This window comes from Pseudomonas shiyinii, from assembly GCF_056725765.1.
In genome coordinates, this window is sequence record NZ_CM161522.1 from 949465 (window position 1) to 973258 (window position 23794).

Annotated in this window: 22 protein-coding genes and 1 riboswitch; of the genes, 17 read left to right on the plus strand and 5 right to left on the minus strand. The window is 65.4% G+C overall.

Annotated features, from left to right (window positions below; translation table 11 throughout):
- Window position 1: 1 nt before the first annotated feature.
- The 6 genes from ACXHGZ_RS04525 to ACXHGZ_RS04550 all read left to right on the plus strand — a co-directional run bounded on the left by ACXHGZ_RS04525 (window position 2) and on the right by ACXHGZ_RS04550 (window position 7623).
- Window positions 2–1375 (plus strand): histidine kinase sensor domain-containing protein, encoded by a 1374-nt coding sequence (locus ACXHGZ_RS04525; RefSeq protein ID WP_480462617.1) that lies wholly within the window; start codon window positions 2–4, stop codon window positions 1373–1375.
- A gap of 131 nt (window positions 1376–1506) precedes the next feature.
- Window positions 1507–2406: a cysteine synthase CysM gene (gene cysM / locus ACXHGZ_RS04530; RefSeq protein ID WP_084858704.1), complete on the plus strand. Its 900-nt coding sequence runs from the start codon at window positions 1507–1509 to the stop codon at window positions 2404–2406.
- A complete protein-coding gene (rlmD, locus tag ACXHGZ_RS04535) occupies window positions 2406–3764 on the plus strand; it encodes a 23S rRNA (uracil(1939)-C(5))-methyltransferase RlmD (RefSeq protein ID WP_480462620.1) in 1359 nt (452 codons plus the stop codon). The genes cysM and rlmD overlap by 1 nt, the downstream gene beginning before the upstream one ends.
- A gap of 97 nt (window positions 3765–3861) precedes the next feature.
- Complete coding sequence (relA, locus tag ACXHGZ_RS04540; RefSeq protein ID WP_084858691.1) at window positions 3862–6102, plus strand: GTP diphosphokinase; 2241 nt, start codon at window positions 3862–3864, stop codon at window positions 6100–6102.
- Window positions 6103–6225: 123 nt separating this feature from the next.
- Entirely contained in the window at window positions 6226–7059 is an 834-nt protein-coding gene (gene mazG, locus ACXHGZ_RS04545; RefSeq protein ID WP_084858692.1) for a nucleoside triphosphate pyrophosphohydrolase, read from the plus strand.
- 24 nt (window positions 7060–7083) lie between these two features.
- On the plus strand, window positions 7084–7623 hold the full coding sequence (locus tag ACXHGZ_RS04550; protein ID WP_084858693.1) for a DUF2058 domain-containing protein: 540 nt from the start codon (window positions 7084–7086) through the stop codon (window positions 7621–7623).
- Between the two features lie 90 nt (window positions 7624–7713).
- Here ACXHGZ_RS04550 and ACXHGZ_RS04555 read toward each other — a convergent pair whose 3' ends face one another.
- The 4 genes from ACXHGZ_RS04555 to purM all read right to left on the minus strand — a co-directional run bounded on the left by ACXHGZ_RS04555 (window position 7714) and on the right by purM (window position 10592).
- On the minus strand, window positions 7714–7896 hold the full coding sequence (locus tag ACXHGZ_RS04555) for a hypothetical protein (protein WP_324818162.1): 183 nt from the start codon (window positions 7894–7896) through the stop codon (window positions 7714–7716).
- A 265-nt stretch (window positions 7897–8161) separates the two neighbouring features.
- On the minus strand, window positions 8162–8872 hold the full coding sequence (locus tag ACXHGZ_RS04560; protein ID WP_084858695.1) for a DUF3108 domain-containing protein: 711 nt from the start codon (window positions 8870–8872) through the stop codon (window positions 8162–8164).
- A gap of 8 nt (window positions 8873–8880) precedes the next feature.
- Entirely contained in the window at window positions 8881–9534 is a 654-nt protein-coding gene (purN, locus tag ACXHGZ_RS04565) for a phosphoribosylglycinamide formyltransferase (RefSeq protein ID WP_480462623.1), read from the minus strand.
- Entirely contained in the window at window positions 9534–10592 is a 1059-nt protein-coding gene (purM, locus tag ACXHGZ_RS04570) for a phosphoribosylformylglycinamidine cyclo-ligase (RefSeq protein WP_224458225.1), read from the minus strand. The genes purN and purM overlap by 1 nt, the downstream gene beginning before the upstream one ends.
- Before the next feature lie 341 nt (window positions 10593–10933).
- Here purM and ACXHGZ_RS04575 point away from each other — a divergent pair, with 341 nt between their 5' ends.
- The 5 genes from ACXHGZ_RS04575 to ACXHGZ_RS04595 all read left to right on the plus strand — a co-directional run bounded on the left by ACXHGZ_RS04575 (window position 10934) and on the right by ACXHGZ_RS04595 (window position 15448).
- Window positions 10934–11992, plus strand: coding sequence for a DUF2066 domain-containing protein (locus ACXHGZ_RS04575; RefSeq protein WP_480462625.1), 1059 nt, complete (start codon window positions 10934–10936; stop codon window positions 11990–11992).
- A 12-nt stretch (window positions 11993–12004) separates the two neighbouring features.
- The gene (locus tag ACXHGZ_RS04580; protein WP_084858699.1) at window positions 12005–13078 is read left to right on the plus strand and encodes an AI-2E family transporter; all 1074 of its coding nucleotides are present in this window, start codon (window positions 12005–12007) and stop codon (window positions 13076–13078) included.
- A 222-nt stretch (window positions 13079–13300) separates the two neighbouring features.
- A complete protein-coding gene (gene hda / locus ACXHGZ_RS04585) occupies window positions 13301–14005 on the plus strand; it encodes a DnaA regulatory inactivator Hda (protein WP_084858700.1) in 705 nt (234 codons plus the stop codon).
- Window positions 14006–14132: 127 nt separating this feature from the next.
- Window positions 14133–14771, plus strand: a complete 639-nt coding sequence (locus ACXHGZ_RS04590) for a C40 family peptidase (RefSeq protein ID WP_324818169.1) — start codon at window positions 14133–14135, stop codon at window positions 14769–14771.
- Between the two features lie 140 nt (window positions 14772–14911).
- Entirely contained in the window at window positions 14912–15448 is a 537-nt protein-coding gene (locus tag ACXHGZ_RS04595) for a C40 family peptidase (RefSeq protein ID WP_324818173.1), read from the plus strand.
- A 645-nt stretch (window positions 15449–16093) separates the two neighbouring features.
- Here the strand turns inward: ACXHGZ_RS04595 and ACXHGZ_RS04600 are convergent.
- Window positions 16094–17410 (minus strand): PQQ-dependent sugar dehydrogenase, encoded by a 1317-nt coding sequence (locus tag ACXHGZ_RS04600; protein WP_480462627.1) that lies wholly within the window; start codon window positions 17408–17410, stop codon window positions 16094–16096.
- 149 nt (window positions 17411–17559) lie between these two features.
- A riboswitch (cobalamin riboswitch) is annotated at window positions 17560–17783 on the plus strand.
- Between the two features lie 121 nt (window positions 17784–17904).
- On the opposite strand from ACXHGZ_RS04600, the gene cobO reads away from it, so the two are divergent.
- From cobO to ACXHGZ_RS04630, 6 genes are read left to right on the plus strand one after another with little or no spacing between them, the layout of a single operon-like run.
- A complete protein-coding gene (gene cobO, locus ACXHGZ_RS04605; RefSeq protein WP_084858796.1) occupies window positions 17905–18516 on the plus strand; it encodes a cob(I)yrinic acid a,c-diamide adenosyltransferase in 612 nt (203 codons plus the stop codon).
- Window positions 18513–19808, plus strand: a complete 1296-nt coding sequence (locus tag ACXHGZ_RS04610) for a cobyrinic acid a,c-diamide synthase CobB (protein ID WP_480462629.1) — start codon at window positions 18513–18515, stop codon at window positions 19806–19808. The genes cobO and ACXHGZ_RS04610 overlap by 4 nt, the downstream gene beginning before the upstream one ends.
- A complete protein-coding gene (gene bluB, locus ACXHGZ_RS04615; RefSeq protein WP_480462631.1) occupies window positions 19805–20455 on the plus strand; it encodes a 5,6-dimethylbenzimidazole synthase in 651 nt (216 codons plus the stop codon). Before ACXHGZ_RS04610 ends, bluB begins: the two co-directional genes overlap by 4 nt.
- A complete protein-coding gene (gene cbiB, locus ACXHGZ_RS04620) occupies window positions 20452–21360 on the plus strand; it encodes an adenosylcobinamide-phosphate synthase CbiB (RefSeq protein WP_480462632.1) in 909 nt (302 codons plus the stop codon). Before bluB ends, cbiB begins: the two co-directional genes overlap by 4 nt.
- Window positions 21353–22342, plus strand: coding sequence for a threonine-phosphate decarboxylase CobD (cobD, locus tag ACXHGZ_RS04625; protein WP_480462633.1), 990 nt, complete (start codon window positions 21353–21355; stop codon window positions 22340–22342). The genes cbiB and cobD overlap by 8 nt, the downstream gene beginning before the upstream one ends.
- Window positions 22339–23793, plus strand: coding sequence for a cobyric acid synthase (locus ACXHGZ_RS04630; RefSeq protein WP_480462635.1), 1455 nt, complete (start codon window positions 22339–22341; stop codon window positions 23791–23793). Before cobD ends, ACXHGZ_RS04630 begins: the two co-directional genes overlap by 4 nt.
- The last annotated feature ends 1 nt before the right edge of the window (window position 23794 follow it).

Sequence of the window (23794 nt, forward strand, 5' to 3'; positions counted from 1 at the left end):
GGTGCTCGACCGTCACTCGTTGTTCTGGAAGCTGTCCATCCTCCTGGTGGGCTTCTGCCTGCTGATGATCGGCCTGAGCTACACCTGGGGTCGGCATATGGAAACCCGCAATGCCTACCTCGACGCATCGGCCCGCGAAGCGTTGCTGGCCTGGGCCGGCGAAGCCGAGCATGCCTGGCGCGAAGGCGGGCGGGCCGGCGTCGACCGATGGCAGGCGCAGATGCGCGAGCAGGGGGCGGGCTGGGTCGGCGTGCTCGATGCCGAACTCCGGCCGCTGGGCAGCGCCAGCCTGTCTCTTGCTGAGGTTCAGCAACTGACGCACCTGCGGGGTGTCGATTGGCCCATGAGTCGGCGCAGCATCAGCCAACCCTGGCTGCGCCTGCCGTTCCCCGGTGCACCGGAGCAGGGCATGTTGGTGATCGAGCTGCCGGAGCGCCTCAACCCTGGCCGCTACCGCCTGTTCTGGCAAGTGCTGACCAACGGCATCATCCCGGGCTTGTTCACCCTGCTGCTGTGCGTGGGCCTGTACCGCATGCTGATCGTACCGCTGAACCAGTTGCGCGAGCAGGCCAATGCCTGGCGCGCCGACCAGCTCTCGGCACGCCTGGATTCGCGCACCATCGGCCGACACGACGAACTGGGCGAACTGGCCCGGGCCTTCGACCAGATGGCCGAGCGCCTGCAGGGCACCGTGGCCATGCAACAGCAGATGTTGCGTGACCTGTCCCACGAGATGCGTACACCGCTCAGCCGCCTGCGCGTGGCCTGTGATGGCGAAACCGATCTGCAGCGTCTGGCCGAACGGGTGGGCCGTGAGGTGGACTGCATGCAGCAACTGGTGGAGAACACCCTGCAACTGGCCTGGCAGGATGCCGAACGTGCGCCGATGAACCTCGAGCCGATCCAGCTTCAGGCGCTGTGGGACATGCTCGCTGAGGATGCCTGCTACGAGAGCGGCTGGGTGCCGGCGCGTCTGCGCTGTGAACTGCCGGCCGAATGCTGGGTGCAAGGCAACCTCAACCACTTGGCCCAGGCCCTGGAGAACATGCTGCGTAACGCGATCCGCCATTCCCCCGAACAGGGGGTGGTGCGCCTGGGAGGCCAGCGTGAGGGCGGGTATTGGCGCATCGTCCTGGAAGACCAGGGGGGCGGGGTGGCCGAAGAAGACCTCGAACGCATCTTCGCCCCGTTCTCGCGCCTGGACGGCTCCCGCCCGGGCGACGGTGGTTTCGGTCTGGGCCTGAGCATCGCCCGCAGCGCGATCCAGCGCCAGGGTGGCACCCTGTGGGCAGAGAACGGCAAGCAAGGGCTGCGCCTGTGCATGCGCCTGCCCGCCATCACACCCCCTGTAGGGCTTGCGCGATCGGCTGCGTAGGGCATGAGGTGGCCTCACAGGCATCGCTTCCTTATGTCTTATAGCTATAGAGACTGCAGATTGCGTGATATGGCGAGGAAACGTTTGCCGGTATGATAGTCGCCCCTGCCGTCCGGATTGTGAACTACGCCATGACCTTGCAGTACCCAACCATCGCCGATTGCGTCGGCAATACGCCTCTGGTTCGCCTGCAGCGTATCGCAGGCGAGACTACCAACACCCTCCTGCTCAAGCTCGAAGGCAACAATCCGGCAGGCTCCGTGAAGGACCGCCCGGCCTTGTCCATGATCACCCGTGCCGAACTGCGCGGCCAGATCAAGCCGGGCGACACCCTGATCGAAGCCACCTCCGGCAACACCGGCATCGCCCTGGCCATGGCAGCGGCGATCAAGGGTTACAAGATGATCCTGATCATGCCCGACAACTCCACTGCCGAGCGCAAGGCGGCGATGACCGCCTATGGCGCCGAGCTGCTGCTGGTCAGCAAGGAGGAGGGTATGGAGGGCGCGCGCGACCTGGCCGACAAACTGCAAGCCGAAGGCCGCGGTCTGGTGCTCGACCAGTTCGCCAACGGCGACAACCCGGTCGCCCACTACACCAGCACAGGCCCGGAGATCTGGCAGCAGACCCAGGGCAGCATCACCCACTTCATCAGCTCCATGGGCACCACCGGCACCATCATGGGCTGCTCGCAGTACCTCAAGGAGCAGAACCCGGCGGTGCAGATCGTCGGCCTGCAGCCGATGGAAGGCTCGGCCATCCCCGGCATCCGTCGCTGGCCCGAGGAGTACCTGCCGAAGATCTTCGACGCCAGCCGTGTCGACCGCGTGGTCGATATGTCCCAGGAAGAAGCCGAGCAGACCACCCGCCGTCTGGCCCGTGAAGAAGGCATTTTCTGTGGTGTGTCTTCCGGTGGTGCGGTTGCCGCCATGCTGCGCCTGTCCCGCGAGGTCGAGAATGCGGTCATGGTGGCGATCATCTGCGACCGTGGCGACCGCTACCTGTCCACCGGCCTGTTCGACGCAACCTGATGTCCAGAAAGAAAAGCAACGGCGGCCTGCGGTTCCAACCGGCCGGCGGCAACCGTGCGCCCCAGGTGCCGGTAGGCAAGAAACAACGCCTGGACATCGAACGCCTGGCCGGTGACGGCCGAGGCATCGCTTTCCTGGAAGGGCGTACCTGGTTCGTCAGCGGTGCCCTGGCAGGGGAGGCTGTCGAAGCCCGGGTGCTCGGTGCGCGCGGAAAGGTGGTCGAGGCACGCCTGGAGCGGGTGCTGCAGGCCAGCCCTGAACGGCGCGAAGCCCCTTGCCGGTATTACGCCCGCTGCGGTGGTTGCAACCTTCAGCACCTGCCCCACGAGGGGCAGGTGGCGCTCAAGCAGCGCCTGCTGGCCGAGCAGCTGCAGCGCGTGGCGGGGATACAGCCTGAACAATGGGCCGCACCGTTGGTGGGCCCTGAGTTCGGCTATCGGCGACGGGCGCGGGTGGCGGTGCGGTGGGACGCCAAGGCACGCCGGCTGGACGTAGGTTTTCGCGCCGAGGCCAGCCAGGACATCGTCGCCATCGATGAGTGCCTGGTTCTGGTACAGCCCTTGCAAACGATTTTCCGCCAGTTGCCGGACGTGTTGCGCAGCTTGGGCAAACCCCAAGCGCTGGGGCATGTCGAGTTGTTCAGCGGTACCGCCGAGGCGGTGCTGGTGCGCCATGTCGCGCCGCTGCCGGCAGATGACCTGGCGCGTCTGGAGGCCTTCTGCGAAGCCGTCGGTGCCCAGCTGTGGCTGCAGGGCGAAGGCGAGCCGGCGCCGGTACGGGCAGGCCAGGCGCTGGGCTTTGTCCTCGAGCCTTGGGGGCTGGAGCTTGCCTGGCGGCCAGGGGACTTCGTGCAGGTCAACGCCCAGGTCAACACGGCGATGATCGAGCAGGCCCTGGCCTGGCTCGCGCCGCAACCTGAGGAGCGGGTGCTGGACCTGTTCTGCGGCCTGGGCAACTTCGCCCTGCCGTTGGCCCGGCAGGCCCGTGAAGTGGTGGCGGTGGAGGGTGTCCAGGCCATGGTCGAGCGGGCGGCGGCCAACGCCCGGGACAACAAAGTGCATAATGCACGCTTTTTTCAGGCCGATTTATCGCAGCCTTTGGATGGCGCCGGATGGGCCGCCGAGGGCTTTTCTGCGGTACTCTTGGATCCACCGCGCGACGGTGCTTTCGAGGTGGTGCAAAACATCGCACGCCTCAAGGCCAAGCGGTTGGTCTATGTGTCCTGCAACCCGGCCACGCTGGCGCGAGACGCCCAGGTGCTGGTAGGGCAGGGGTACCGGTTAACAAGGGCCGGGATTCTCGACATGTTTCCTCAGACGGCACATGTCGAGGCCATGGCGTTATTCGAAGCGGGCTAGCCAGGCTGGCCCCTTGGTGCGGCGTCCAGGGAATGGGCGTCGTACGGTGATTGCCAGCGCATCCGTGGGGTGCGCTGTATGGAAAGGTAAAAGAAAGATGGTACAGGTGAGAGTGCACCAGCCGGTCAATACCGACGGCAGTATCAATCTCGAAGCATGGCTGGATCATGTGGTGAGCGTCGACTCGGCGCTGGACCGCAAGGCGCTCAAGGAGGCCTGCGATTTTGCCCAGGAAGTCGAGAAGAAGGGCAACCCGGCCAAGCATTCCTGGGCCGATGGCACGTCCAGCTTCCAGGCGGGCCTGGAGATCGCTGAAATCCTCGCGGACCTCAAGCTCGACCAGGACTCCCTCGTGGCGGCCGTGATCTATCGCTCGGTGCGCGAAGGCAAGGTGACCCTGGCCGAGGTCGGCCAGCGGTTCGGCCCGGTGGTCTCCAAGCTGATCGATGGTGTGCTGCGCATGGCGGCCATCAGCGCCAGCCTCAGCCCGCGCCAGTCATTGGTGCTTGGCTCCCAGGCCCAGGTGGAGAACCTGCGCAAGATGCTGGTGGCCATGGTCGACGACGTGCGCGTCGCCCTGATCAAGCTGGCCGAACGTACCTGCGCCATCCGTGCGGTCAAGGCCGCCGATGACGAAAAACGCCTGCGCGTGGCGCGCGAGGTGTTCGACATCTATGCACCGCTCGCCCACCGTCTGGGCATCGGTCACATCAAGTGGGAGTTGGAGGACTTGTCCTTCCGCTACCTCGAACCCGATCAGTACAAGCAGATCGCCAAGCTCTTGCACGAGCGTCGCCTCGACCGCGAGCGCTTCATCACCGATGTGATGAACCAACTGCAGAACGAGCTGCTGGCCACGGGCGTCAACGCCGACATCAGCGGCCGGGCGAAGCACATCTATTCCATCTGGCGCAAAATGCAGCGCAAGGGCCTGGAGTTCAGCCAGATCTACGACGTGCGTGCGGTGCGCGTACTGGTACCGGAGATCCGCGACTGCTACACCGCGCTCGGTATTGTCCATACCCTCTGGCGGCACATCCCCAAGGAGTTCGACGACTACATCGCCAACCCCAAGGAAAACGGCTACCGCTCGTTGCACACCGCGGTGATCGGCCCGGAGGGCAAGGTGCTCGAGGTGCAGATCCGCACCCACGCCATGCACGAGGAGGCCGAGCTGGGCGTCTGCGCCCACTGGCGCTACAAGGGTACCGACGTCAAGTCCAGCTCCAACCACTACGAAGAGAAGATCTCCTGGCTGCGCCAGGTGCTCGAGTGGCACGAGGAGCTGGGCGACATCGGCGGCCTGGCCGAGCAACTGCGGGTCGATATCGAGCCGGACCGGGTCTATGTGTTCACCCCGGACGGCCATGCCATCGACCTGCCCAAGGGCGCCACGCCGCTGGACTTTGCCTACCGCGTGCACACCGAGATCGGCCACAACTGCCGGGGCGCCAAGATCAACGGCCGCATCGTGCCGCTGAACTACAGCCTGCAGACCGGCGAGCAGGTGGAGATCATCACCAGCAAGCACGGCAGCCCGAGCCGTGACTGGCTGAACTCCAACCTGGGCTATGTCACCACCTCCCGGGCCCGGGCCAAGATCGTCCATTGGTTCAAGCTGCAGGCCCGCGACCAGAACGTCGCCGCCGGCAAGACCTTGCTCGAGCGTGAGCTGAGCCGCCTGGGCCTGCCCCAGGTCGACTTCGAGCGCCTGGCCGAGAAGGCCAACGTCAAGACCGCCGAGGACATGTTCGCCGCCCTGGGCGCTGGCGACCTGCGCCTGGCCCACATGGTCAATGCCGCCCAGCAGCTGCTGGAGCCCGAGCGCAACGAGCAGATCGAACTGATCCCGCGCAAAGCCAGCGGCACCCGTTCCGGCAAGCGTGGCGACATCCAGATCCAGGGCGTCGGCAACCTGCTCACGCAGATGGCCGGTTGCTGCCAGCCGCTGCCGGGCGACGCCATCGTCGGCTATATCACCCAGGGCCGTGGCGTGAGCATCCACCGCCAGGACTGCGCCTCGGTGCTGCAGCTGGCCGGCAAGGAGCCGGAGCGGATGATCCAGGTCAGCTGGGGGCCGATCCCGGTGCAGACCTACCCCGTCGACATCATCATCCGTGCCTACGACCGCCCGGGGCTGCTGCGCGACGTGTCGCAGGTACTGCTCAACGAGAAGATCAACGTGCTGGCGGTCAATACCCGCTCGAACAAGGAAGACAACACCGCCTTGATGTCGCTGACCATCGAGATCCCCGGCCTGGATGCCCTCGGGCGCCTGCTGGGGCGGATCTCGCAGTTGCCGAACATCATCGAGACGCGGCGTAACCGTACCCCTTGAGACCCCGGGGCCGCTTTGCGGCCCATCGCGGGGCAAGCCCGCTCCCACAGGGGTGCGCTGTACCTGTAGGAGCGGGCTTGCCCCGCGATCGCAGGCGAAGCCTGCGCCGTATGAGAGAACCCGATGTCCTACACCCTCGACGACCTGCTGCACCTCATGGCCCGCCTGCGCGACCCGCAGCACGGCTGCCCCTGGGACCTGAAGCAGAACTACGCGAGCATCGTCCCGCACACCCTCGAAGAGGCCTACGAAGTCGCCGACACCATCGAGCGTGGCGACTTCGAACACCTGCAAGGCGAGTTGGGCGACCTGCTGTTCCAGGTGGTCTACTACAGCCAGCTGGCCCGGGAAGAAGGCCGCTTCGCCTTCGATGGCGTGGTCGATAGCATCACCCGCAAGCTGGTCCGCCGGCATCCACATGTCTTCCCCACCGGAGACCTGTACGCGCCTCTGGATACGCCCAGCCTGAGCGAGGCCCAGGTCAAGTCGCGCTGGGAAGAGATCAAGGCCCAGGAGCGTGCCGAGAAAAGCGAGCCCGAGCAGTTGTCGCTGCTCGATGACGTGCCGGCGGCGTTGCCGGCCCTGTCGCGCGCGGCCAAGCTGCAAAAACGCGCGGCCACCGTCGGCTTCGACTGGCCTGACGCCTTGCCGGTGCTGGACAAGGTCCGTGAAGAACTGGATGAAGTGCTGCAGGCCATGGCCGACGGCGATGACGATGCCCTCGAGGATGAAATCGGCGACCTGCTGTTCGCCACCGTCAACCTCGCCCGGCACCTCAAGCACGACCCGGAAAATGCCCTGCGCCGGGCCAACCGCAAGTTCGAGCGACGTTTCCGCTTCATCGAACAGGCATTGCGCGACAGTGGCCGCCCGATCGAAGATTGTACCCTTGATGAGCTGGACGCCCTGTGGGGCGAAGCCAAGCGTCAGGAAAAGAACCTGCCCAGCTGCGGCTGAGCTGTTGCATAAGTGAGTGAATACATGAGCCTTTCCCTTCGCGACCAATTGCTCAAGGCCGGTCTGGTCAACCAGAAACAGGTCAAGCAGGTCAACAAAGCCGAGAAGAAACAGAAACGTCTGGAGCACAAGGGGCAGGTCGAAGTCGACGACACCCAGCAGCGCCAGGCCAAGGAAGCCATGGCCGAGAAGGCCAGGAAAGATCAGGAGCTGAACCGCCAGCTGCAGGAAAAGGCCGAGCAGAAGGCCCGTGCCGCGCAGATCAAGCAGTTGATCGAGGCAACCCGGCTGCCCAAGCTCAACACCGAGGACTACTACAACTTCGTCGATGACAAGAAGGTCAAGCGCATCGCCGTCAATGCCCTGATGCGTACCAAGCTCAGCAATGGTGCCCTGGCGATCGTCTCCTTCGGCGGCGGTTACGAGGTGATCCCGCGCGAAGCCGCAGTGAAGATCCAGGAACGTGACCCGCATCGTATCCTGCTGCTCAACACCCATGTCGAGGAAGCGGACGAGGACGATCCGTACGCCGCCTACAAGATTCCAGACGACCTCATGTGGTAATTGGCCCGCTCCCACAGGACTCGCACGATCCTTGTAGGAGCGGCCTTGTGCCGCGAAAGGGCCGCGAAGCGGCCCCTCTATGCTTGGGGGTCACTGCGTAGTGCGCTGGTTCTCCAGGCATTCCAGCTCGCTGCGATATTGCTGGGCCTCCTGTTCGGAGTGGAACATGCCCACCAGTTCGCCTTGCTGGTGCACGTCCCAGATCCGCAGGCCATGGGCCTGGCTTTCGTGGGACATTTTCGATTCGTCGCGTTCGGTTACTTGGACTGTCATCGGTAAACTCCACTTTCGATTGGCTGCGGCAACGTGTCGCAGGTCTCTTTTATAGAGTTTGTTAGCAGGCTAAGTAAATTAAAACGACGATGAAACAAGTTTCATCCTGGGCTGCCTACTCGCGGAACAAGCCCATAGGCCTACAGCGGCAAAATCTGTGGGAGCGGGCTTGTCCCGCGATAGGGCCGGCCCAGGCAGCGACCAATCCCAGGCAAAAAGAAGCCCCGCATCAAGCGGGGCTCTCGGGTATTGCAGGCAATGGTGGTCAGTTGCCTTTCACCGATTTGCCATCGACCGTACCGTCCTGCAGCACGATCACATATTCCTTGCCATCGGTCTCGACCTGGCGCAGTTGCACCAGCAGGTAGTCCCAGTCCTTGGCGAACCACAGCTCGGTGATGCGCTTGCTCTGGCTCGGGTCGCGCACGCGCTCGACCTTCACGGCATCGACCTGGCCGGTCTTGGTGGTGACTTTCTCGGTGCCGAGCACGCGGAAGTCATAGGTGTCGATCTCGTCACCATCGACCACCTGGTAGGTCATGCTCTTCTTGCCGGCGGCCACATCATGCTGCAGGGCCAGCTGATAAGAGGATTTGTCCAGCACACCACGGTTGAGCGGCAGGCTGACGGCATCGCCACGGTCGGAGCCGGTGACTTTCTTGCTGTTCCAGTCGAAGGTCAGGTCGACCTTCTTCGCCTTGCCCAGGCCGCCACGTTCGAAGTGGTACTTCTGCGGCAGCAGGGTGTCGTTGTCCAGGCGCAGGGTGCTTTGTTCGGTCAGGCTGGCGATCATCATGGAAGCCTTGAAATTAAGGTCCCAGGTACCGTTGGCATTCTTCACCAGGCTGCGCTCGGCGGTGCCACTCATGGGCAACTGCTTCCAGTCGGCGGTGTAGCTGGCCGAGAAAGGCTTCAGATCAGCTGCCTGGAGCGGCAGGGCGAGTACAGCGAGAGCCAAGAGCAGGGCGCGACGCATAAATTCTCCTAGGGTCGAATCAAGTGACCGCTGGCCGCCAAGGGCTGGCCATCCAGTAATGCACCCTGTTCGCCCAGACGCAAGCGTCCTTCGGCGAACCAGCGCACCGCCAGCGGGTAGATCTGGTGTTCCTGGCGATGAACACGCTGGGCCAGGCTGTCGGGTGTATCGCCTGGCTCAACCGGTACCACTGCCTGTACGACCAAGGGGCCGCCATCGAGTTCCTCGGTGACGAAGTGTACGCTGCAACCATGCTCCGCGTCGCCCGCTTCCAGTGCCCGCTGGTGGGTGTGCAGCCCTTTGTACTTGGGCAGCAGCGACGGGTGGATGTTGAGCAGGCGGCCCTGGTAGTGGCGGACGAACCCGCCGCTCAGGATGCGCATGAAGCCGGCGAGCACCACCAGGTCCGGCTCGAAGCCGTCGATCAGCGCCATCAGCGCAGTATCGAAGGCTTCGCGGCCCTCGAAGTCGCCGTGCGCGAGCACTGCGGTTTCGATGCCGGCCGCCTGGGCACGTTGCAGGCCGTAGGCGTCGGCGCGATTGGAAATCACGCCGCGAATGCGCACGGGGCTATCGTCGCCACGGTTGGCGTCGATCAGCGCTTGCAGGTTGCTGCCGGAACCCGACAGCAGTACCACGACATTACAGGTCTTGCTTGGCATCAGTGCGCCTTGAGGTTCTGCAGCTCGACCTGGGCGGCACCGGCTGGTGCCTCGGCGATCTGGCCGATGACCCATGGCTGTTCGCCAGCGTCACGCAGCACTTGCAGGGCAGTGTCGACCTTGTCCTGCGCTACGCAGATGACCATGCCGACGCCGCAGTTCAGGACGCGATGCATCTCGTGCTCGTCGACGTTGCCTTTTTCCTGCAGGAAGTCGAACACCGCCGGGCGCTGCCAGCTGGCCACGTCGATCACGGCCTGGGCATTGGCCGGCAGCACGCGTGGGATGTTGTCCAGCAGGCCGCCGCCGGTGATGTGGGCCATGGCCTTGACCGCACCGGTGTCCTTGATCAGCTTGAGCAGCGGCTTGACATAGATACGGGTCGGCGCCATCAGCAGGTCAGCCAGCGGTTTGCCGTCGAGCTGGGTGTTCTCGATGTCGGTGCCGGATACTTCGAGGATCTTGCGGATCAGCGAGTAGCCGTTGGAGTGCGGGCCGGAGGACGGCAGGGCGATCAGGGCATCGCCGGTGGCGACCTTGGAGCCGTCGATGATTTCGGCCTTTTCCACCACGCCGACGCAGAAGCCGGCCAGATCGTAGTCTTCGCCCTCGTACATGCCTGGCATTTCGGCGGTTTCACCACCGACCAGGGAGCAGCCGGCCAGCTCGCAGCCGGCGCCAATGCCGGTGACCACGGTGGCGGCTACATCGACGTTGAGCTTGCCGGTGGCATAGTAGTCGAGGAAGAACAGCGGCTCGGCACCGCAGACCACCAGGTCGTTGACGCACATGGCGACCAGGTCCTGGCCGATGCTGTCGTGCTTGTTCAGGTTCAGCGCCAGGCGCAGCTTGGTGCCCACGCCATCGGTGCCGGAGACCAGAACCGGCTGCTTGTAGCCGGCCGGGATCTCGCAGAGGGCGCCGAAGCCGCCCAGGCCACCCATGACTTCAGGGCGTGCGGTGCGCTTGGCCACGCCCTTGATGCGTTCGACCAGTGCTTCGCCGGCGTCGATGTCTACACCGGCGTCCTTGTAGCTCAGGGAGGGTTGCTTGCTCATTGATCCAGGCCTTTAGGAGGGAGGGATTCGGGAAAACGACCGCGACGGCCAAGGCCGGCTCGAAGGGCGGCGGCTGCCTGTACGTCACTGGTCTGCGAAGGCGCGCGATTTTATCAGGGTTGCCGGGCAGCGGCCATCCTCAGGCCGACGGGCAGGGCGTGAATCTGGCAAAAAACATCCTTTCACAGGCTGCGACTGGTTGCCGGGGCGGTGCCTGTATAAGGTAATAGGAATGGCGGTGGGCCGTATCGGCTGGCACGGCGGAGCGTTTTGCGCCGTGCGGGTGTCACAACGGCAGGTCGGGGCCCGGCGCCCCTTGGTCATCTGGACAGGAATCCTCCATGCGTTTTCTCAATCACCTGGCGGTCGCTTGCCTGGTCGTGGGCAGTGCCGTCGCACAGGCCGAAACCGTCTCCGGGCTCTATCAGGTCCGTGAGCCGATCGACGGGCAGGGCAGCGAAGCCCGCGCCCAGGCCACCAGCAAGGCCCTGGACACCCTGGTACTGCGCCTGACCGGCGACCCCAAGGCGGCCCAGAGCCCAGGCCTTGCGGCGTTGCGCAAAGATCCACAGCAAATCATCAACCAGGTCGGCACCGAGGCGGGCCCGCCTGAAACCCTGGTGGTGGAGTTCGACCCTGGCAGTACCGAGCGCGCCCTGCGCCAGGCCGGGCTGGCCCTGTGGGGCAGCAACCGGCCGTCGATCCTCGGCTGGTGGCTGAACGACAGCGTCGAGGGCAGCAACCTGGTGGGGGACGGGCAGTCGGCCGCCGGGCCGTTGCGCCGTGCCGCCCAGCATCGCGGCCTGCTGCTGCGCTTGCCGTTGGGCGACCTGCAGGAACAATTGGTGGCTGACGCCAAGCAACTGGAGGGCAACGACCCGGCGCCCTTGCGCGAAGCGTCCGAACGCTACAACGCCGATGCCATGCTGGCGGTGCATGCCCAGGAAGCGGACGGCAAGTGGCGGGGTAAATGGCAGCTGTGGCTGGGCGACCAGCGCGAGCAGGGGAGTGTCGAGGCCGCCGACCAGACAGCCTTGGCCGATGCGGTGATGCTGGCGGTCAGCAGTCGCCTGGCCCCTCGCTATGTCACACGCCCGGGGGCCAGCAGCCAGTTGCAGATCCAGGTGCAGGGCATGAACCTGCAGCGCTATGCCGAGCTCGGCCGCGTGCTCGAGCCTTATGGCCCACGCCTGCGCCAGGCCGAAGGCGACACCCTGACCTACAGCGTCACCGGCAACCGCGAACAACTGCGCGCCCAGTTGGGCCTGGCCAAGCTCCAGGAGCTGCCGCCCGAGCAGGCGCCTGCGCCGCTGCCCGATGCCGCTGCGGCGCCGCAGCCACCGGGCACGCCCCAGCCGGCCGCGCCCAAGCCGTTCGACGGCCTGCGCTTTCGCTGGTAGGGAGTGCCACGCATGATCGATATGCGCCGTTGGGCGTGGCTGGGTGTGGCGTTGCTGGTCGCCGTGCTCCTCTATTGCCTGCATAACATCCTGTCGCCGTTCCTGGTCGGCATCCTGCTCGCCTACCTGGCCGACCCGCTGGTCGATCGCCTGGAGCGCCTGGGGCTATCTCGGACCTGGGGCGTGGTGGTGGTGTTCAGTCTGTTCGCCCTGCTGTTCCTTGCCTTGCTGCTGGTGTTGGTGCCGATGTTGGCCAAGCAGTTGGTGCGCTTGTACGAACTGGCACCGCAGATGCTCGACTGGCTGCAGCATGTGGCGCTGCCATGGGTACAGGGTCGGCTGGGCCTGGCCGATGGCTTCTGGAGATTCGACAAGATCAAGGCCGCCATTGGTGCGCACATGGGCCAGACCACCGATATTGTCGGCGTGGTGGTGTCCCAGGCCACGGCGTCGGGGCTGGCCTTGCTCGCCTGGCTGGCCAACCTGGTGCTGATCCCGGTGGTGGGGTTCTACCTGCTGCGCGATTGGGACGTGATGATGGCCAAGCTGCGCAGCCTGCTGCCTCGCCAGCGCGAAGCGCAGGTCATGGGCCTGGCGGGGGAGTGCCATGAGGTGCTGGGGGCGTTCGTTCGCGGCCAGTTGCTGGTGATGCTGGCGCTTGGCTTGATCTACGCCGGCGGCCTGATGCTGGTGGGCCTGGAGCTGGGGTTACTGATCGGCCTGTTGGCCGGGCTTGCGGCCATCGTGCCGTACATGGGGTTCATCATCGGTATTGGCGCGGCATTGGTCGCGGGCCTGTTCCAGTTCGGCGGCGACCCCTACGCGATGCTCGGCATCGTCGCGGTGTTCATGGTCGGTCAGGCGCTCGAAGGCATGGTGCTGACGCCGCTGTTGGTAGGCGACCGTATCGGCCTGCACCCGGTTGCGGTGATCTTCGCGATCCTGGCCGGTGGCGAGCTGTTCGGCTTCACCGGCGTGCTGCTGGCCTTGCCGGTGGCGGCGGTGATCATGGTATTGCTGCGGCATGTGCATGACCTTTACAAGGAGTCGGACATGTACGCCGGGGATATCGACCCGAAGCTTTAGCAGGGCAGGGGGCCGCGTCGCGGCCCTGTAGGCGCGGGCTTGCCGCGCGATCAAGGGCGAAGCCCTTGCCATGCAACCGTGCCGGCAAGGCCAAAATGTCATGCAACCCATTGATTTTACTTGCCCTATTACCCTCACAGATTGTGCCGTCCGCGTTGCGGGTATAGACTTTGCGCACTGTTCACCAAAGGCCCCCTGTGGTCCTCGCGACCGCCAGCCAGCATGAAACCGATCCAGTTGCCCCTGGGTGTGCGTCTGCGCGATGACGCCACCTTCATCAACTACTATCCGGGCGCCAATGCCGCGGCATTGGGTTACGTCGAACGGCTTTGCGAAGCCGACGCCGGCTGGACCGAGAGCCTCATCTATCTATGGGGCAAGCAGGGTGTTGGTCGCACGCACCTGCTCCAGGCCGCGACCCACCGTTTCCAGCAATTGGGCGAACCGGCTGTCTACCTGCCCCTGGCACAATTGCTCGACCGTGGCGTGACGTTGCTCGATTACCTGGAGCAATACGAACTGGTGTGCATCGACGATCTGCACGTGATCGCCGGCAAGGCCGATTGGGAAGAGGCCATGTTCCACCTGTTCAACCGCCTGCGCGACAGTGGCCGGCGCCTGTTGCTGGCAGCGTCCAGCTCACCGCGCGAGCTGCCGATCAAATTGCCCGACCTCAAGTCGCGCCTGACCCTGGCGTTGATCTTCCAGATGCGCGGCCTGTCCGACGAAGACAAACTTCGTGCCTTGCAATTGCGGGCCTCGCGCCGTGGCCTGCACCTGACCGATGAAGTCGGCCATTTCATCCTCACCCGTGGCGCTCGCAGCATGAGTGCACTGTTCGATCTGCTCGAGCGTCTCGACCAGGCTTCCCTCCAGGCGCAACGCAAGCTGACCATCCCGTTCCTCAAGGAAACCTTGGGTTGGTAGCGCCCTGAAAACAGTGGTCCAGAGCCTCAAAACAGAAAAGTCACATTTTTTTCGATAAAATTTGCAAATGGCCATGATAGAGGGCATAGTTTCCCCCTTCTAAAGGACTACAGACACGGTCGTGCCCATGCTGACGCGCTTCGCACCCCTCGTGCCACTTGCACTCGTGACCCTGCTTTTTGGCTGCGCCTCCCAAGGCCCTGTTTCCCAGCCACAGGATCAACAATCGCTCGCCGCGCACACCGCCGAGCTGATCAAGCCATCTGCCTCTTCCGTTTTCGGTGAAGCGCCGTTGGCCACTGAAGAAGACCTGGAAGCCTTTTCCAGCAACAGCAAGCCCTATGAGCTGCCGGCCTTGGCCGACAGTATCCTGGAGCGTGGCATGTCGCTGATCGGCACCCGTTACCGTTATGGCGGTACTTCGGAGAAGTCCGGCTTCGACTGCAGTGGTTTCATCGGCTACCTGTTCCGTGAGGAAGCGGGCGTGAAACTGCCGCGTTCGACCCGCGAGATGATCAACGTCGACGCGCCAAAGGTTGCCCGCAACAAGCTCAAGCCAGGCGACCTGCTGTTCTTCAGCACCAACGGCCGCGGCCGAGTGAGCCACGCCGGCATCTACCTGGGTGACAACCAGTTCATCCACTCCAGCAGCCGCCGCAGCGGTGGTGTGCGTATCGACAACCTGGGCGATCGCTACTGGAGCAAGACCTTCATCGAGGCCAAGCGCGCCCTGGCCATGGCGCCGACCACGATCTCGCGCAACTGATATCAAAATGCTGTACCCTGCCGCGGCGGCGATGCTGAAAAGCTCGCCGCCGTGCGCATTTATAGAAAGCGTCTAATCTAATTCCTCAACTCTTTTGGCTTCGGCTGCGGCCGGACGGTTCCAGACAGGATGTTCTGACCATGGCGATGTTGGCGCGCTTCGCATTCCTTTCCCTGGCGGCATTGCTCGCGGCCTGCTCGAGCCGGGCCCCGGCACCTGCACCGGTGGCCAAGCCGACGGTAACGTTCAATCAGCAACCTGCTTTTTCCCCCGTGGCAGAGGATGTGTTGTTCCGCGCCATCGGTTTGGTGGGTACCCCATACCGCTGGGGTGGCAATACGCCAGACTCGGGGTTCGATTGCAGTGGGTTGATCGGCTATGTGTACCGGGATGCGGCGGGGATCAAGCTGCCGCGCTCGACGCGCGAAATGATCGTGATGCGGGCGCCTAATGTCGACATCAATGCGTTGCAGTCGGGTGACCTGGTGTTCTTCGCCACCGGCGGCGGCTCGCAGGTCAGCCATGCAGGGATCTATGTGGGGGAAGGGCGGTTCGTGCATGCACCTTCCAGCGGCGGGACGGTGCGGTTGGATTATCTATCCAACAGCTATTGGGCGCGGGCGTACCTGCAGGCCAAGCGAGTGTTGACGGCGGGGCATTTGGCGCAGAATCCGTGAGGGCTGGCGCTGTTTATTCAACGGTAATGACCTCTGATTTGTGAGGCAGCTGTACAGCCCATCGCCGGCCGGCTCCCACAGGGCTTTCGCAAGTCTTGAGAGTGGCGCAACCTCGGTGGGAGCTGGCGACAGCCTGCGATGGGCTGCAAAGCAGCCCCAAGCCCTCAAACGGTGGAGCCCCTCCAGATTTAAGGGGCCGCTTTGCGGCCCATCGCAGGCTCCGCCAGCTCCTACGAAGCAAGCGGAGCCTGGGCCGTATTTGCATGGCTGAGAAGCACCTGCGATCAGCGCAGAACAGCCAATATGATTTTCACTACCGCCACCGCCGCTTTTGCTTTTCTTTCACAACAGTCCAGGCGCCACCAATCGCGACGTCAGGAGGCCGAGTGGAGGCATTACGGAGGTGGGTGCCGGGCATGGATGCCCGGCAAGCGGCGCAGGGCCATGGATGGCCCTTCGCCGCGCCCCACCGGGAGTAATGCCGGAGCGAGGGAACCCCGGAGCGCAGCGCAGGGGCCGGATGCAGGAGCCAGCGGTTTTTGCCTACTTTTGCCCAAGAGCAAAAGTAGGTCGCCGTGAAGGCGAAAAGCGCCAGTGGCGCCCCCACCAAAAACGAATCCCCACACGGTCTAAAAGCCCAAGCCCTCAAGACCCTCGACTGACCCGCCAAACCACATTCCCCACATCATCCGCCACCAAAACCCCACCCCGCCCATCATTGATCACGCCCACAGGCCTCCCCATCGCCTTGCCCTTGCCGTCGACGAACCCCGTCAACACATCCACCGGCTTCCCGGCAGGCCTCCCCTCATCACTGAACGGCACGAAAATCACCTTGTACCCACTGTGCGGCTTGCGATTCCAAGAGCCATGCTGCCCTACGAACGCCCCCTGCTCGAACGGCGCCGGCAACACCCCCGGCTGGGCGAACTCAAGCCCAAGCGACGCCGTGTGTGGCCCTACCGCATAATCTGGTACGATCGCCTGCGCGACTTTCGCCGGGTCCTGCGGCTCGACCCGCAAGTCCACATGTTGGCCGTAGTAGCTATACGGCCAGCCATAGAACCCGCCATCCTTCACCGAGGTGATGTAGTCCGGCACCAGGTCGCTACCGATCTCGTCACGCTCGTTGACCGCTGTCCACAACACCTCTGTGCGCGGCTCCCAGGCCAACCCGTTGGGGTTACGCAGGCCCGAGGCGAAGATCCGATGTTCGCCATTGGCCGGGTCAACCTCCCAGATCGCTGCCCGACCCTGTTCCTTGTCCAGCCCGTTCTCGCCCACGTTGCTGTTGGAGCCGACCGTGACATACAGCTTCTTGCCGTCGCGGCTGGCGATCACGTTCTTGGTCCAATGGTGATTCAACGGGCCTCCAGGCAGGTCCACCACCTTGCGGCCCTCCTGGCGCAGTTGCATGGCGCCCGGCTCATAGTGAAAGCGCAGCAGCCGGTCGGTATCGGCGACATACAGGTCCTTGCCCACCAATGCCATGCCGAACGGTGAGTTGAGCCCTTCGATGAAGGTCGTGCGGAGTTCCGCGACGCCATCATGGTCGGCATCGCGCAGCAGGGTGATGCGATTGGCGCTGGGCACACCAGCGCCGGCGCGCTCCATGACCTTGCGCATCACCCAGCCGCGAATCCCCTTGCCATCCTCGGGCTTGGCCGGGGCGTTGGTCTCTGCCACCAGTACATCGCCGTTGGGCAGCACATAGAGCCAGCGCGGGTGGTCCAGGTTTCTGGCGAAGGCGACCACCTGCGTACCGGTAGCCGATTTGGGTTTGGCACCCTCTGGCCAGCCGATGGCGGGCGCGATGTTCACGGTCGGGATCAGCGTCTTGTTGGGCGCCGGCAGCTGCGGCGACGGGCCGCTGCCAGCGCTGACGTCGAGGCGCGCAGACTCTCCGCACCCGCCAAGGCTGGTGGCCAGGGCCAACAGTATCGCGACATGCAGCCTGTCCATGCTCGGACTCCTCATCGGGCTTGTGCCAATTGAGAGTCGGGAGCGGGGGCGTAGGTTCACTTCGGTCATGCAGGGCACTCGGCCACAGAGTGTCGTATGAACGCCTCTATCGACTGCCTTCATTTGACGCTCCCGATCCAACCCTCTAACCTTCGCGACGTGTTTCAGGTGCCCTGCCAGCCAACGCTGGGCAGGGTGAAACTGGGAAGCCGGTGGGCGCCAGCAAAGGCGCGATCCCGGCGCTGCCCCCGCAACGGTAGGTGAGTCAAAGGCCGCGCAGGGCCACTGGGGACATGCCCCGGGAAGGCGCGCGGTACAGGGGCCCGAGGCCCCGCTCACGAGCCCGGAGACCGGCCTGTCACTGCCAACGGCATCACGGAGGGTGATGCGCGGTGCACCGTGGCGCGTCTGCCACGGCTCCTGCGCGTTCTCCGGCTGCCTGCCTATCGACCTGTCGTCGCCCCATGCGCGGCGACAGCCTGCGGAGAACCCTGATGAGCGATTCCACCGAGCGCGACGAACGTCACCTGGCGCGCATGCAGCGCAAGAAGGCGATCATCGACGAACGTATCGCCAATGCCCCCAACGAATGTGGCCTGCTGCTGGTGCTCACCGGCAACGGCAAGGGCAAGAGCAGCTCGGCCTTCGGCATGCTCGCCCGCGCCCTGGGCCACGGCATGCAGTGTGGCGTGGTGCAGTTCATCAAGGGCCGCAACAGCACCGGCGAAGAGCTGTTCTTCCGCCGCTTCCCCGAACAGGTGCGCTACCACGTGATGGGCGAGGGCTTTACCTGGGAAACCCAGGATCGCCAGCGCGACATCGCCGCCGCCGAAGCCGCCTGGGCGGTTTCGCGCCAGATGCTGCAAGACCCTTCGGTGCAGTTCGTGGTGCTCGATGAACTGAACATCGCCCTCAAGCACGGTTATCTTGACCTCGACCAGGTACTGGCCGATATCCAGGCGCGCCCGCCGATGCAACACGTGATCGTCACCGGCCGTGCCGCGAAGCCGGAGATGATCGAGTTGGCCGACACCGTTACCGAAATGGGCGTGGTCAAGCATGCCTTCCAGGCCGGAATCCGCGCCCAGAAGGGCGTGGAACTATGAACCAGCTCCGGCACTGCCCGGCGGTGCTGATCGCGGCACCGGCGTCCGGCCAAGGCAAGACCACGGTCACCGCCGCCCTGGCACGCCTGCACCGCAACCTGGGCCGCAAGGTCCGGGTCTTCAAGTGCGGGCCGGACTTCCTCGACCCGATGATCCTCGAACGCGCCAGCGGCGCACCGGTGTACCAGCTCGACCTGTGGATGATCGGCGCCGAGGAAAGCCGGCGCCTGCTCTGGGAGGCGGCGGGCGAGGCCGACCTGATCCTGATCGAAGGGGTCATGGGGTTGTTCGATGGCACCCCGTCGAGCGCTGACCTGGCCCGTCATTTCGGCGTGCCGGTGCTGGCGGTGATCGATGGCACCGCCATGGCCCAGACCTTCGGCGCCCTGGCCCTGGGCCTGGCGCGCTACCAGCCCGACCTGCCCTTTGCCGGGGTGCTGGCCAACCGGGTCGGCAGCCTGCGCCACGCACAATTGCTCGAAGGCAGCCTGACCGAGGGCCTGCGCTGGTACGGCGGTTTATCCCGCGAGCGCGGCATCGAGCTGCCCAGCCGCCACCTGGGGCTGGTCCAGGCCAGCGAACTCAACGACCTGGACATGCGCCTGGATGCTGCCGCCGATGCCCTGGGTGCCAGCTGTGACGCCGCCTTGCCGCCACCGGTGGCGTTCGATGCGCCTGTGCCTGCGGCCAGCGCCGCGACCTTGGCTGGCGTGCGTATCGGCGTCGCCCGGGACGAAGCCTTCGCCTTCACCTATGGGGCCAACCTCGACCTACTGCGCCGGTTGGGGGCGCAACTGCTGTTCTTCTCACCGGTACATGACCTTGAGCTGCCGCCGGTCGACAGCCTCTACCTGCCCGGCGGCTACCCGGAGCTGCACCACCGCACCCTGGCCGGCAACGCACCGATGCTGGAGGCGATCCGCGCCCACCACGCCCAGGGCAAACCTTTGTTGGCCGAATGCGGCGGCATGCTCTACCTGCTCGACGCCCTCACCGACGTGGCCGGTGAGCGGGCCGAGCTGCTCGGCCTGCTGCCGGGCGAGGCGGTGATGCAAAAGCGCCTGGCGGCCCTGGCCTTGCAAGCGGTGGAGCTGCCCGAAGGCACCTTGCGTGGCCATACCTACCATCATTCCCTGACCACGACCACGCTCGAGCCGATCGCGCGTGGGCAAAGCCCCAACGGCGGGCGTGGCAACGAGGCGGTGTATCGCATCGGCCGCCTGACTGCGTCCTACGTGCACTTCTATTTCCCCTCCAACCCCGACGCGGCGGCGGCGCTGCTGCGACCATGAGCGAGCATGCCTTCTCCGCTGCCGAGCGCGCTGCGGTCTATCGCGCCATCGGCGAGCGCCGCGACATGCGCCATTTCGCCGGCGGCGAGGTGGCGCCGGAGCTGCTCGCCCGCCTGCTGGCCGCGGCCCACCAGGCCCCCAGCGTCGGCCTGATGCAGCCGTGGCGCTTCATTCGTATCAGCGAACGCACGCTGCGTGCGCGTATCCAGGCGCTGGTGGAGCAGGAGCGTGAGCGTACCGCCCAGGCCCTGGGTCAGCGCTCCGATGAATTCATGAAGCTCAAGGTCGAAGGCATCCAGGACTGTGCCGAAGTGCTGGTGGCCGCGCTGATGGACCACCGCGAAGCCCACGTCTTCGGCCGGCGGACCTTGCCGGAAATGGACCTGGCGTCCCTGGCCTGCGCCATCCAGAACCTGTGGCTGGCGGCCCGCGCGGAAGGCCTGGGCATGGGCTGGGTGTCGCTGTTCGACCCCCAGGCCTTGGGCGAGCTGCTGGGTATGCCGGCCGGGGCCAAGGCGGTAGCGGTGCTATGCCTGGGCCCGGTGGTGGAATTCTACCCGGCACCGATGCTGGTGCTGGAGCAATGGGCGCAGGAGCAGCCCTTGAGCGAAATGCTCTACGAGAACCAATGGGGAGAACGCCGATGAGCGTGGCCTTGCTGACCGTGGCCGGGGTGGCCCTGGATGCCTTGTTGGGCGAACCGAGGCGGCGCCACCCATTGGTGGCCTTCGGCAACTTCGCTTCGCGCCTGGAGCAGCGCCTCAATGCGGGCGGGCGGGGTTGGCGCAGCCATGGCGTCAGTGCCTGGTTCCTGGCTGTGGTGCCGTTGACGTTGCTGGTACTGATCCTCTCCTGGCTGCCGGGTATCGGCTGGCTGGTGGATGTGCTGGCGCTGTATTGTGCCCTGGGCCTGCGTAGCCTGGGCGAGCATGTGCTGCCTGTAGCCGAGGCCTTGCGCCGCGGTGACCTGGGCGAGGCTCGCCGGCGCGTGGGTTACCTGGTCAGCCGCGAAACCCGCGAGCTGGACGAGCCCGCCGTGGCTCGCGCGGCCACCGAATCCGTGCTGGAAAACGGCAGCGACGCGGTGTTCGCCGCCCTGTTCTGGTTCGTCGTGGCCGGCGCTCCCGGGGTGGTGCTGTACCGCCTGAGCAATACCCTCGATGCCATGTGGGGCTATCGTAACGAACGGTTCGAGCGCTTCGGCTGGGCCGCGGCGCGTATCGACGATGGGCTCAATTATCTGCCTGCCCGATTGGTGGCACTGACCTACGCGCTGCTGGGCAAGACCCGCCTGGCCTTGGCCTGCTGGCGCAACCAGGCACCGCTGTGGGATAGCCCCAACGCAGGCCCGGTGATGGCCGCCGGTGCCGGCGCCTTGGGCGTAGAGTTGGGTGGCCCGGCGGTGTACCACGGCGAGCTGCACGAGCGCCCGCGCCTGGGCGAGGGGCCCATGGCCGATGCCGACGCCATCGAGCGTGGCTGGCGCCTGGTCCAGCGGGGCGTGTGGCTATGGCTGTTGCTGATCTGCCTGGGAGCCTACTGGAATGCTTGAACACGGTGGGCGCCTGCTGCGTGCAGTGCGCCGATATGGCATCGCCCGCGAACATTGGCTCGACCTGTCCAGCGGCATCGCGCCCTGGCCCTATGCGATACCACCGATTCCGCTGGACGCCTGGGCGCGCCTGCCGGAGTCCGAGGACGGCTTGGAGCAGGCCGCGCGCGCCTATTACGGCGCGGCCGAACTGTTGCCGGTCGCCGGCTCCCAGGCCGCGATCCAGGCCTTGCCCTGCCTGCGCCCGGCAGGGCGGGTCGGTGTGCTCTGGCCGTGCTACGCCGAGCATCCCCATGCCTGGCGACGGGCAGGGCATTCATTGGTCGAACTGGACGAAGGGCAGGTCGAGCAGATACTCGACAGCCTGGATGTGCTGGTGCTGGTCAACCCCAACAACCCCACGGGGCGGCGCATCGAGCGTGAACGCCTGCTCGACTGGCATGGCCGTCTGGCGCGGCGTGGCGGCTGGCTGGTGGTCGACGAAGCCTTCATGGACAACACGCCCGACCACAGTGTGGTCGGGTGCGCCACGCGCCCCGGGCTGGTCGTGCTGCGCTCGTTCGGCAAGTTCTTCGGCCTGGCCGGCGTGCGCCTGGGCTTCGTGATGGCCGAGCAGGCACTGTTGCTGCGCCTGGCCGAGCTGCTCGGGCCCTGGACCATCAGCGGGCCCACCCGGGCGCTGGGGCAGGCCTGTTTCAGCGATGGCGCGGCCCATACGCTGCAGATCGCCCGCTGCGCACAGGCCAGCCAGCGCCTGGCTGCACTGCTGGCCGACGCGGGCCTTGTGCCCGTGGGCTGCGATCTGTTCCAGTACGTGCGCACCGAGCGGGCCGCGCACCTGCAGGATTTTCTCGCCCGCCGCGGCATCCTCGTGCGCCTGTTCGAGCAGCCAGCGGCCGTGCGCCTGGGCCTGCCTGCCAATGCTGCGGATGAGCAGCGCCTGCGCCAGGCCCTGGCCGACTACCAGAAGGAATCGGCATGACCACGCTCATGGTGCAAGGCACCACCTCCGATGCCGGCAAAAGTACGCTGGTCACCGCCCTGTGCCGCTGGCTGTTGCGCCAGGGTATCGGCGTGGTGCCGTTCAAGCCGCAGAACATGGCGCTCAACAGCGCGGTGACCGCCGACGGCGGCGAGATCGGCCGCGCCCAGGCGGTACAGGCCCAGGCCTGCCGGCTGGCGCCGCACACCGACATGAACCCGGTGCTGCTCAAGCCCAACAGCGACACCGGGGCCCAGGTGATCGTCCATGGCCGTGCAGTGACCTGCATGAATGCGGTGGCCTACCACGACTACAAAGCCATCGCCATGCAGGCCGTGCTGGCCTCCCACCAGCGCCTGAGCGCCGTCTACCCGGTGGTGATGGTCGAGGGCGCGGGCTCGCCGGCGGAGATCAACCTGCGCGCCGGCGATATCGCCAACATGGGCTTCGCCGAGGCTGTGGACTGCCCGGTGATCCTGGTGGCTGACATCAACCGCGGCGGGGTCTTCGCTCACCTGGTCGGCACCCTCGAATTGCTGTCGCCGAGCGAGCAGGCCAGGGTGAAGGGCTTCGTCATCAACCGTTTCCGCGGCGACATCGCCTTGCTGCAACCGGGCCTGGACTGGCTGGAGCAACGCACCGGCAAACCCGTGCTGGGGGTGCTGCCCTACATCACCGACCTGCACCTGGAAGCCGAGGACGCCATCGATGTGCGCCAGTCCACCCAGCAAGGGCGCCTGCTCAAGGTGATCGTGCCGGTGCTGCCGCGCATCAGCAACCACACGGATTTCGACCCGTTGCGCCTGCACCCGCAGGTCGATCTGCAGTTCATCGGCCCCGGGCAGCCGATTCCGCCGGCTGACCTGATCATCCTGCCGGGCTCCAAGAGCGTGCGCGGCGACCTGGCGCAACTGCGCGAGCGTGGCTGGGACGCTGCCATCGCCCGTCACCTGCGCTACGGTGGCAAGCTGATCGGCATCTGCGGTGGCCTGCAGATGCTCGGCCAGCAGGTGCATGACCCGCTCGGCCTGGAAGGCGCCGCCGGCTCCAGCCCTGGGCTGGGGCTGCTGGACTACGCCACCGTGCTGGAAGCCGAAAAGCAGTTGCGTAACGTCTGCGGCACTTTGGGCCTTGAGCAGGCCGCGGTCAGTGGCTATGAGATCCACGCCGGCGTCACCCGAGGCCCGGCCTTGGAACACCCGGCGGTTCAGCTGGTCGATGGCCGCTGTGATGGCGCCATCAGTGCCGACGGTCAGATCCTCGCCACCTACCTGCATGGCCTGTTCGAAGGCAGCCACTCGTGCGCCGCGCTGCTGCGCTGGGCCGGGTTGGAAGACGCCCAGGCCATCGACTACGAAGCCCTGCGCGAACGGGATATCGAGCGCCTGGCCGATTTGGTGGAACGCCACCTGGACACCACGCGCCTGCGTGAACTGTGTGGAGTCGCCTGAC

Bases quoted from the DNA above. Each gene is read 5' to 3' on its own strand.
- cysM (WP_084858704.1), top strand. From the start codon at position 1,507: ATGACCTTGCAGTACCCAACCATCGCCGATTGCGTCGGCAATACGCCT.
- rlmD (WP_480462620.1), top strand. From the start codon at position 2,406: ATGTCCAGAAAGAAAAGCAACGGCGGCCTGCGGTTCCAACCGGCCGGC.
- relA (WP_084858691.1), top strand. From the start codon at position 3,862: ATGGTACAGGTGAGAGTGCACCAGCCGGTCAATACCGACGGCAGTATC.
- mazG (WP_084858692.1), top strand. From the start codon at position 6,226: ATGTCCTACACCCTCGACGACCTGCTGCACCTCATGGCCCGCCTGCGC.
- ACXHGZ_RS04550 (WP_084858693.1), top strand. From the start codon at position 7,084: ATGAGCCTTTCCCTTCGCGACCAATTGCTCAAGGCCGGTCTGGTCAAC.
- ACXHGZ_RS04555 (WP_324818162.1), bottom strand. From the start codon at position 7,896: ATGACAGTCCAAGTAACCGAACGCGACGAATCGAAAATGTCCCACGAA.
- ACXHGZ_RS04560 (WP_084858695.1), bottom strand. From the start codon at position 8,872: ATGCGTCGCGCCCTGCTCTTGGCTCTCGCTGTACTCGCCCTGCCGCTC.
- purN (WP_480462623.1), bottom strand. From the start codon at position 9,534: ATGCCAAGCAAGACCTGTAATGTCGTGGTACTGCTGTCGGGTTCCGGC.
- purM (WP_224458225.1), bottom strand. From the start codon at position 10,592: ATGAGCAAGCAACCCTCCCTGAGCTACAAGGACGCCGGTGTAGACATC.
- ACXHGZ_RS04575 (WP_480462625.1), top strand. From the start codon at position 10,934: ATGCGTTTTCTCAATCACCTGGCGGTCGCTTGCCTGGTCGTGGGCAGT.
- ACXHGZ_RS04580 (WP_084858699.1), top strand. From the start codon at position 12,005: ATGATCGATATGCGCCGTTGGGCGTGGCTGGGTGTGGCGTTGCTGGTC.
- hda (WP_084858700.1), top strand. From the start codon at position 13,301: ATGAAACCGATCCAGTTGCCCCTGGGTGTGCGTCTGCGCGATGACGCC.
- ACXHGZ_RS04590 (WP_324818169.1), top strand. From the start codon at position 14,133: ATGCTGACGCGCTTCGCACCCCTCGTGCCACTTGCACTCGTGACCCTG.
- ACXHGZ_RS04595 (WP_324818173.1), top strand. From the start codon at position 14,912: ATGGCGATGTTGGCGCGCTTCGCATTCCTTTCCCTGGCGGCATTGCTC.
- ACXHGZ_RS04600 (WP_480462627.1), bottom strand. From the start codon at position 17,410: ATGGACAGGCTGCATGTCGCGATACTGTTGGCCCTGGCCACCAGCCTT.
- cobO (WP_084858796.1), top strand. From the start codon at position 17,905: ATGAGCGATTCCACCGAGCGCGACGAACGTCACCTGGCGCGCATGCAG.
- ACXHGZ_RS04610 (WP_480462629.1), top strand. From the start codon at position 18,513: ATGAACCAGCTCCGGCACTGCCCGGCGGTGCTGATCGCGGCACCGGCG.
- bluB (WP_480462631.1), top strand. From the start codon at position 19,805: ATGAGCGAGCATGCCTTCTCCGCTGCCGAGCGCGCTGCGGTCTATCGC.
- cbiB (WP_480462632.1), top strand. From the start codon at position 20,452: ATGAGCGTGGCCTTGCTGACCGTGGCCGGGGTGGCCCTGGATGCCTTG.
- cobD (WP_480462633.1), top strand. From the start codon at position 21,353: ATGCTTGAACACGGTGGGCGCCTGCTGCGTGCAGTGCGCCGATATGGC.
- ACXHGZ_RS04630 (WP_480462635.1), top strand. From the start codon at position 22,339: ATGACCACGCTCATGGTGCAAGGCACCACCTCCGATGCCGGCAAAAGT.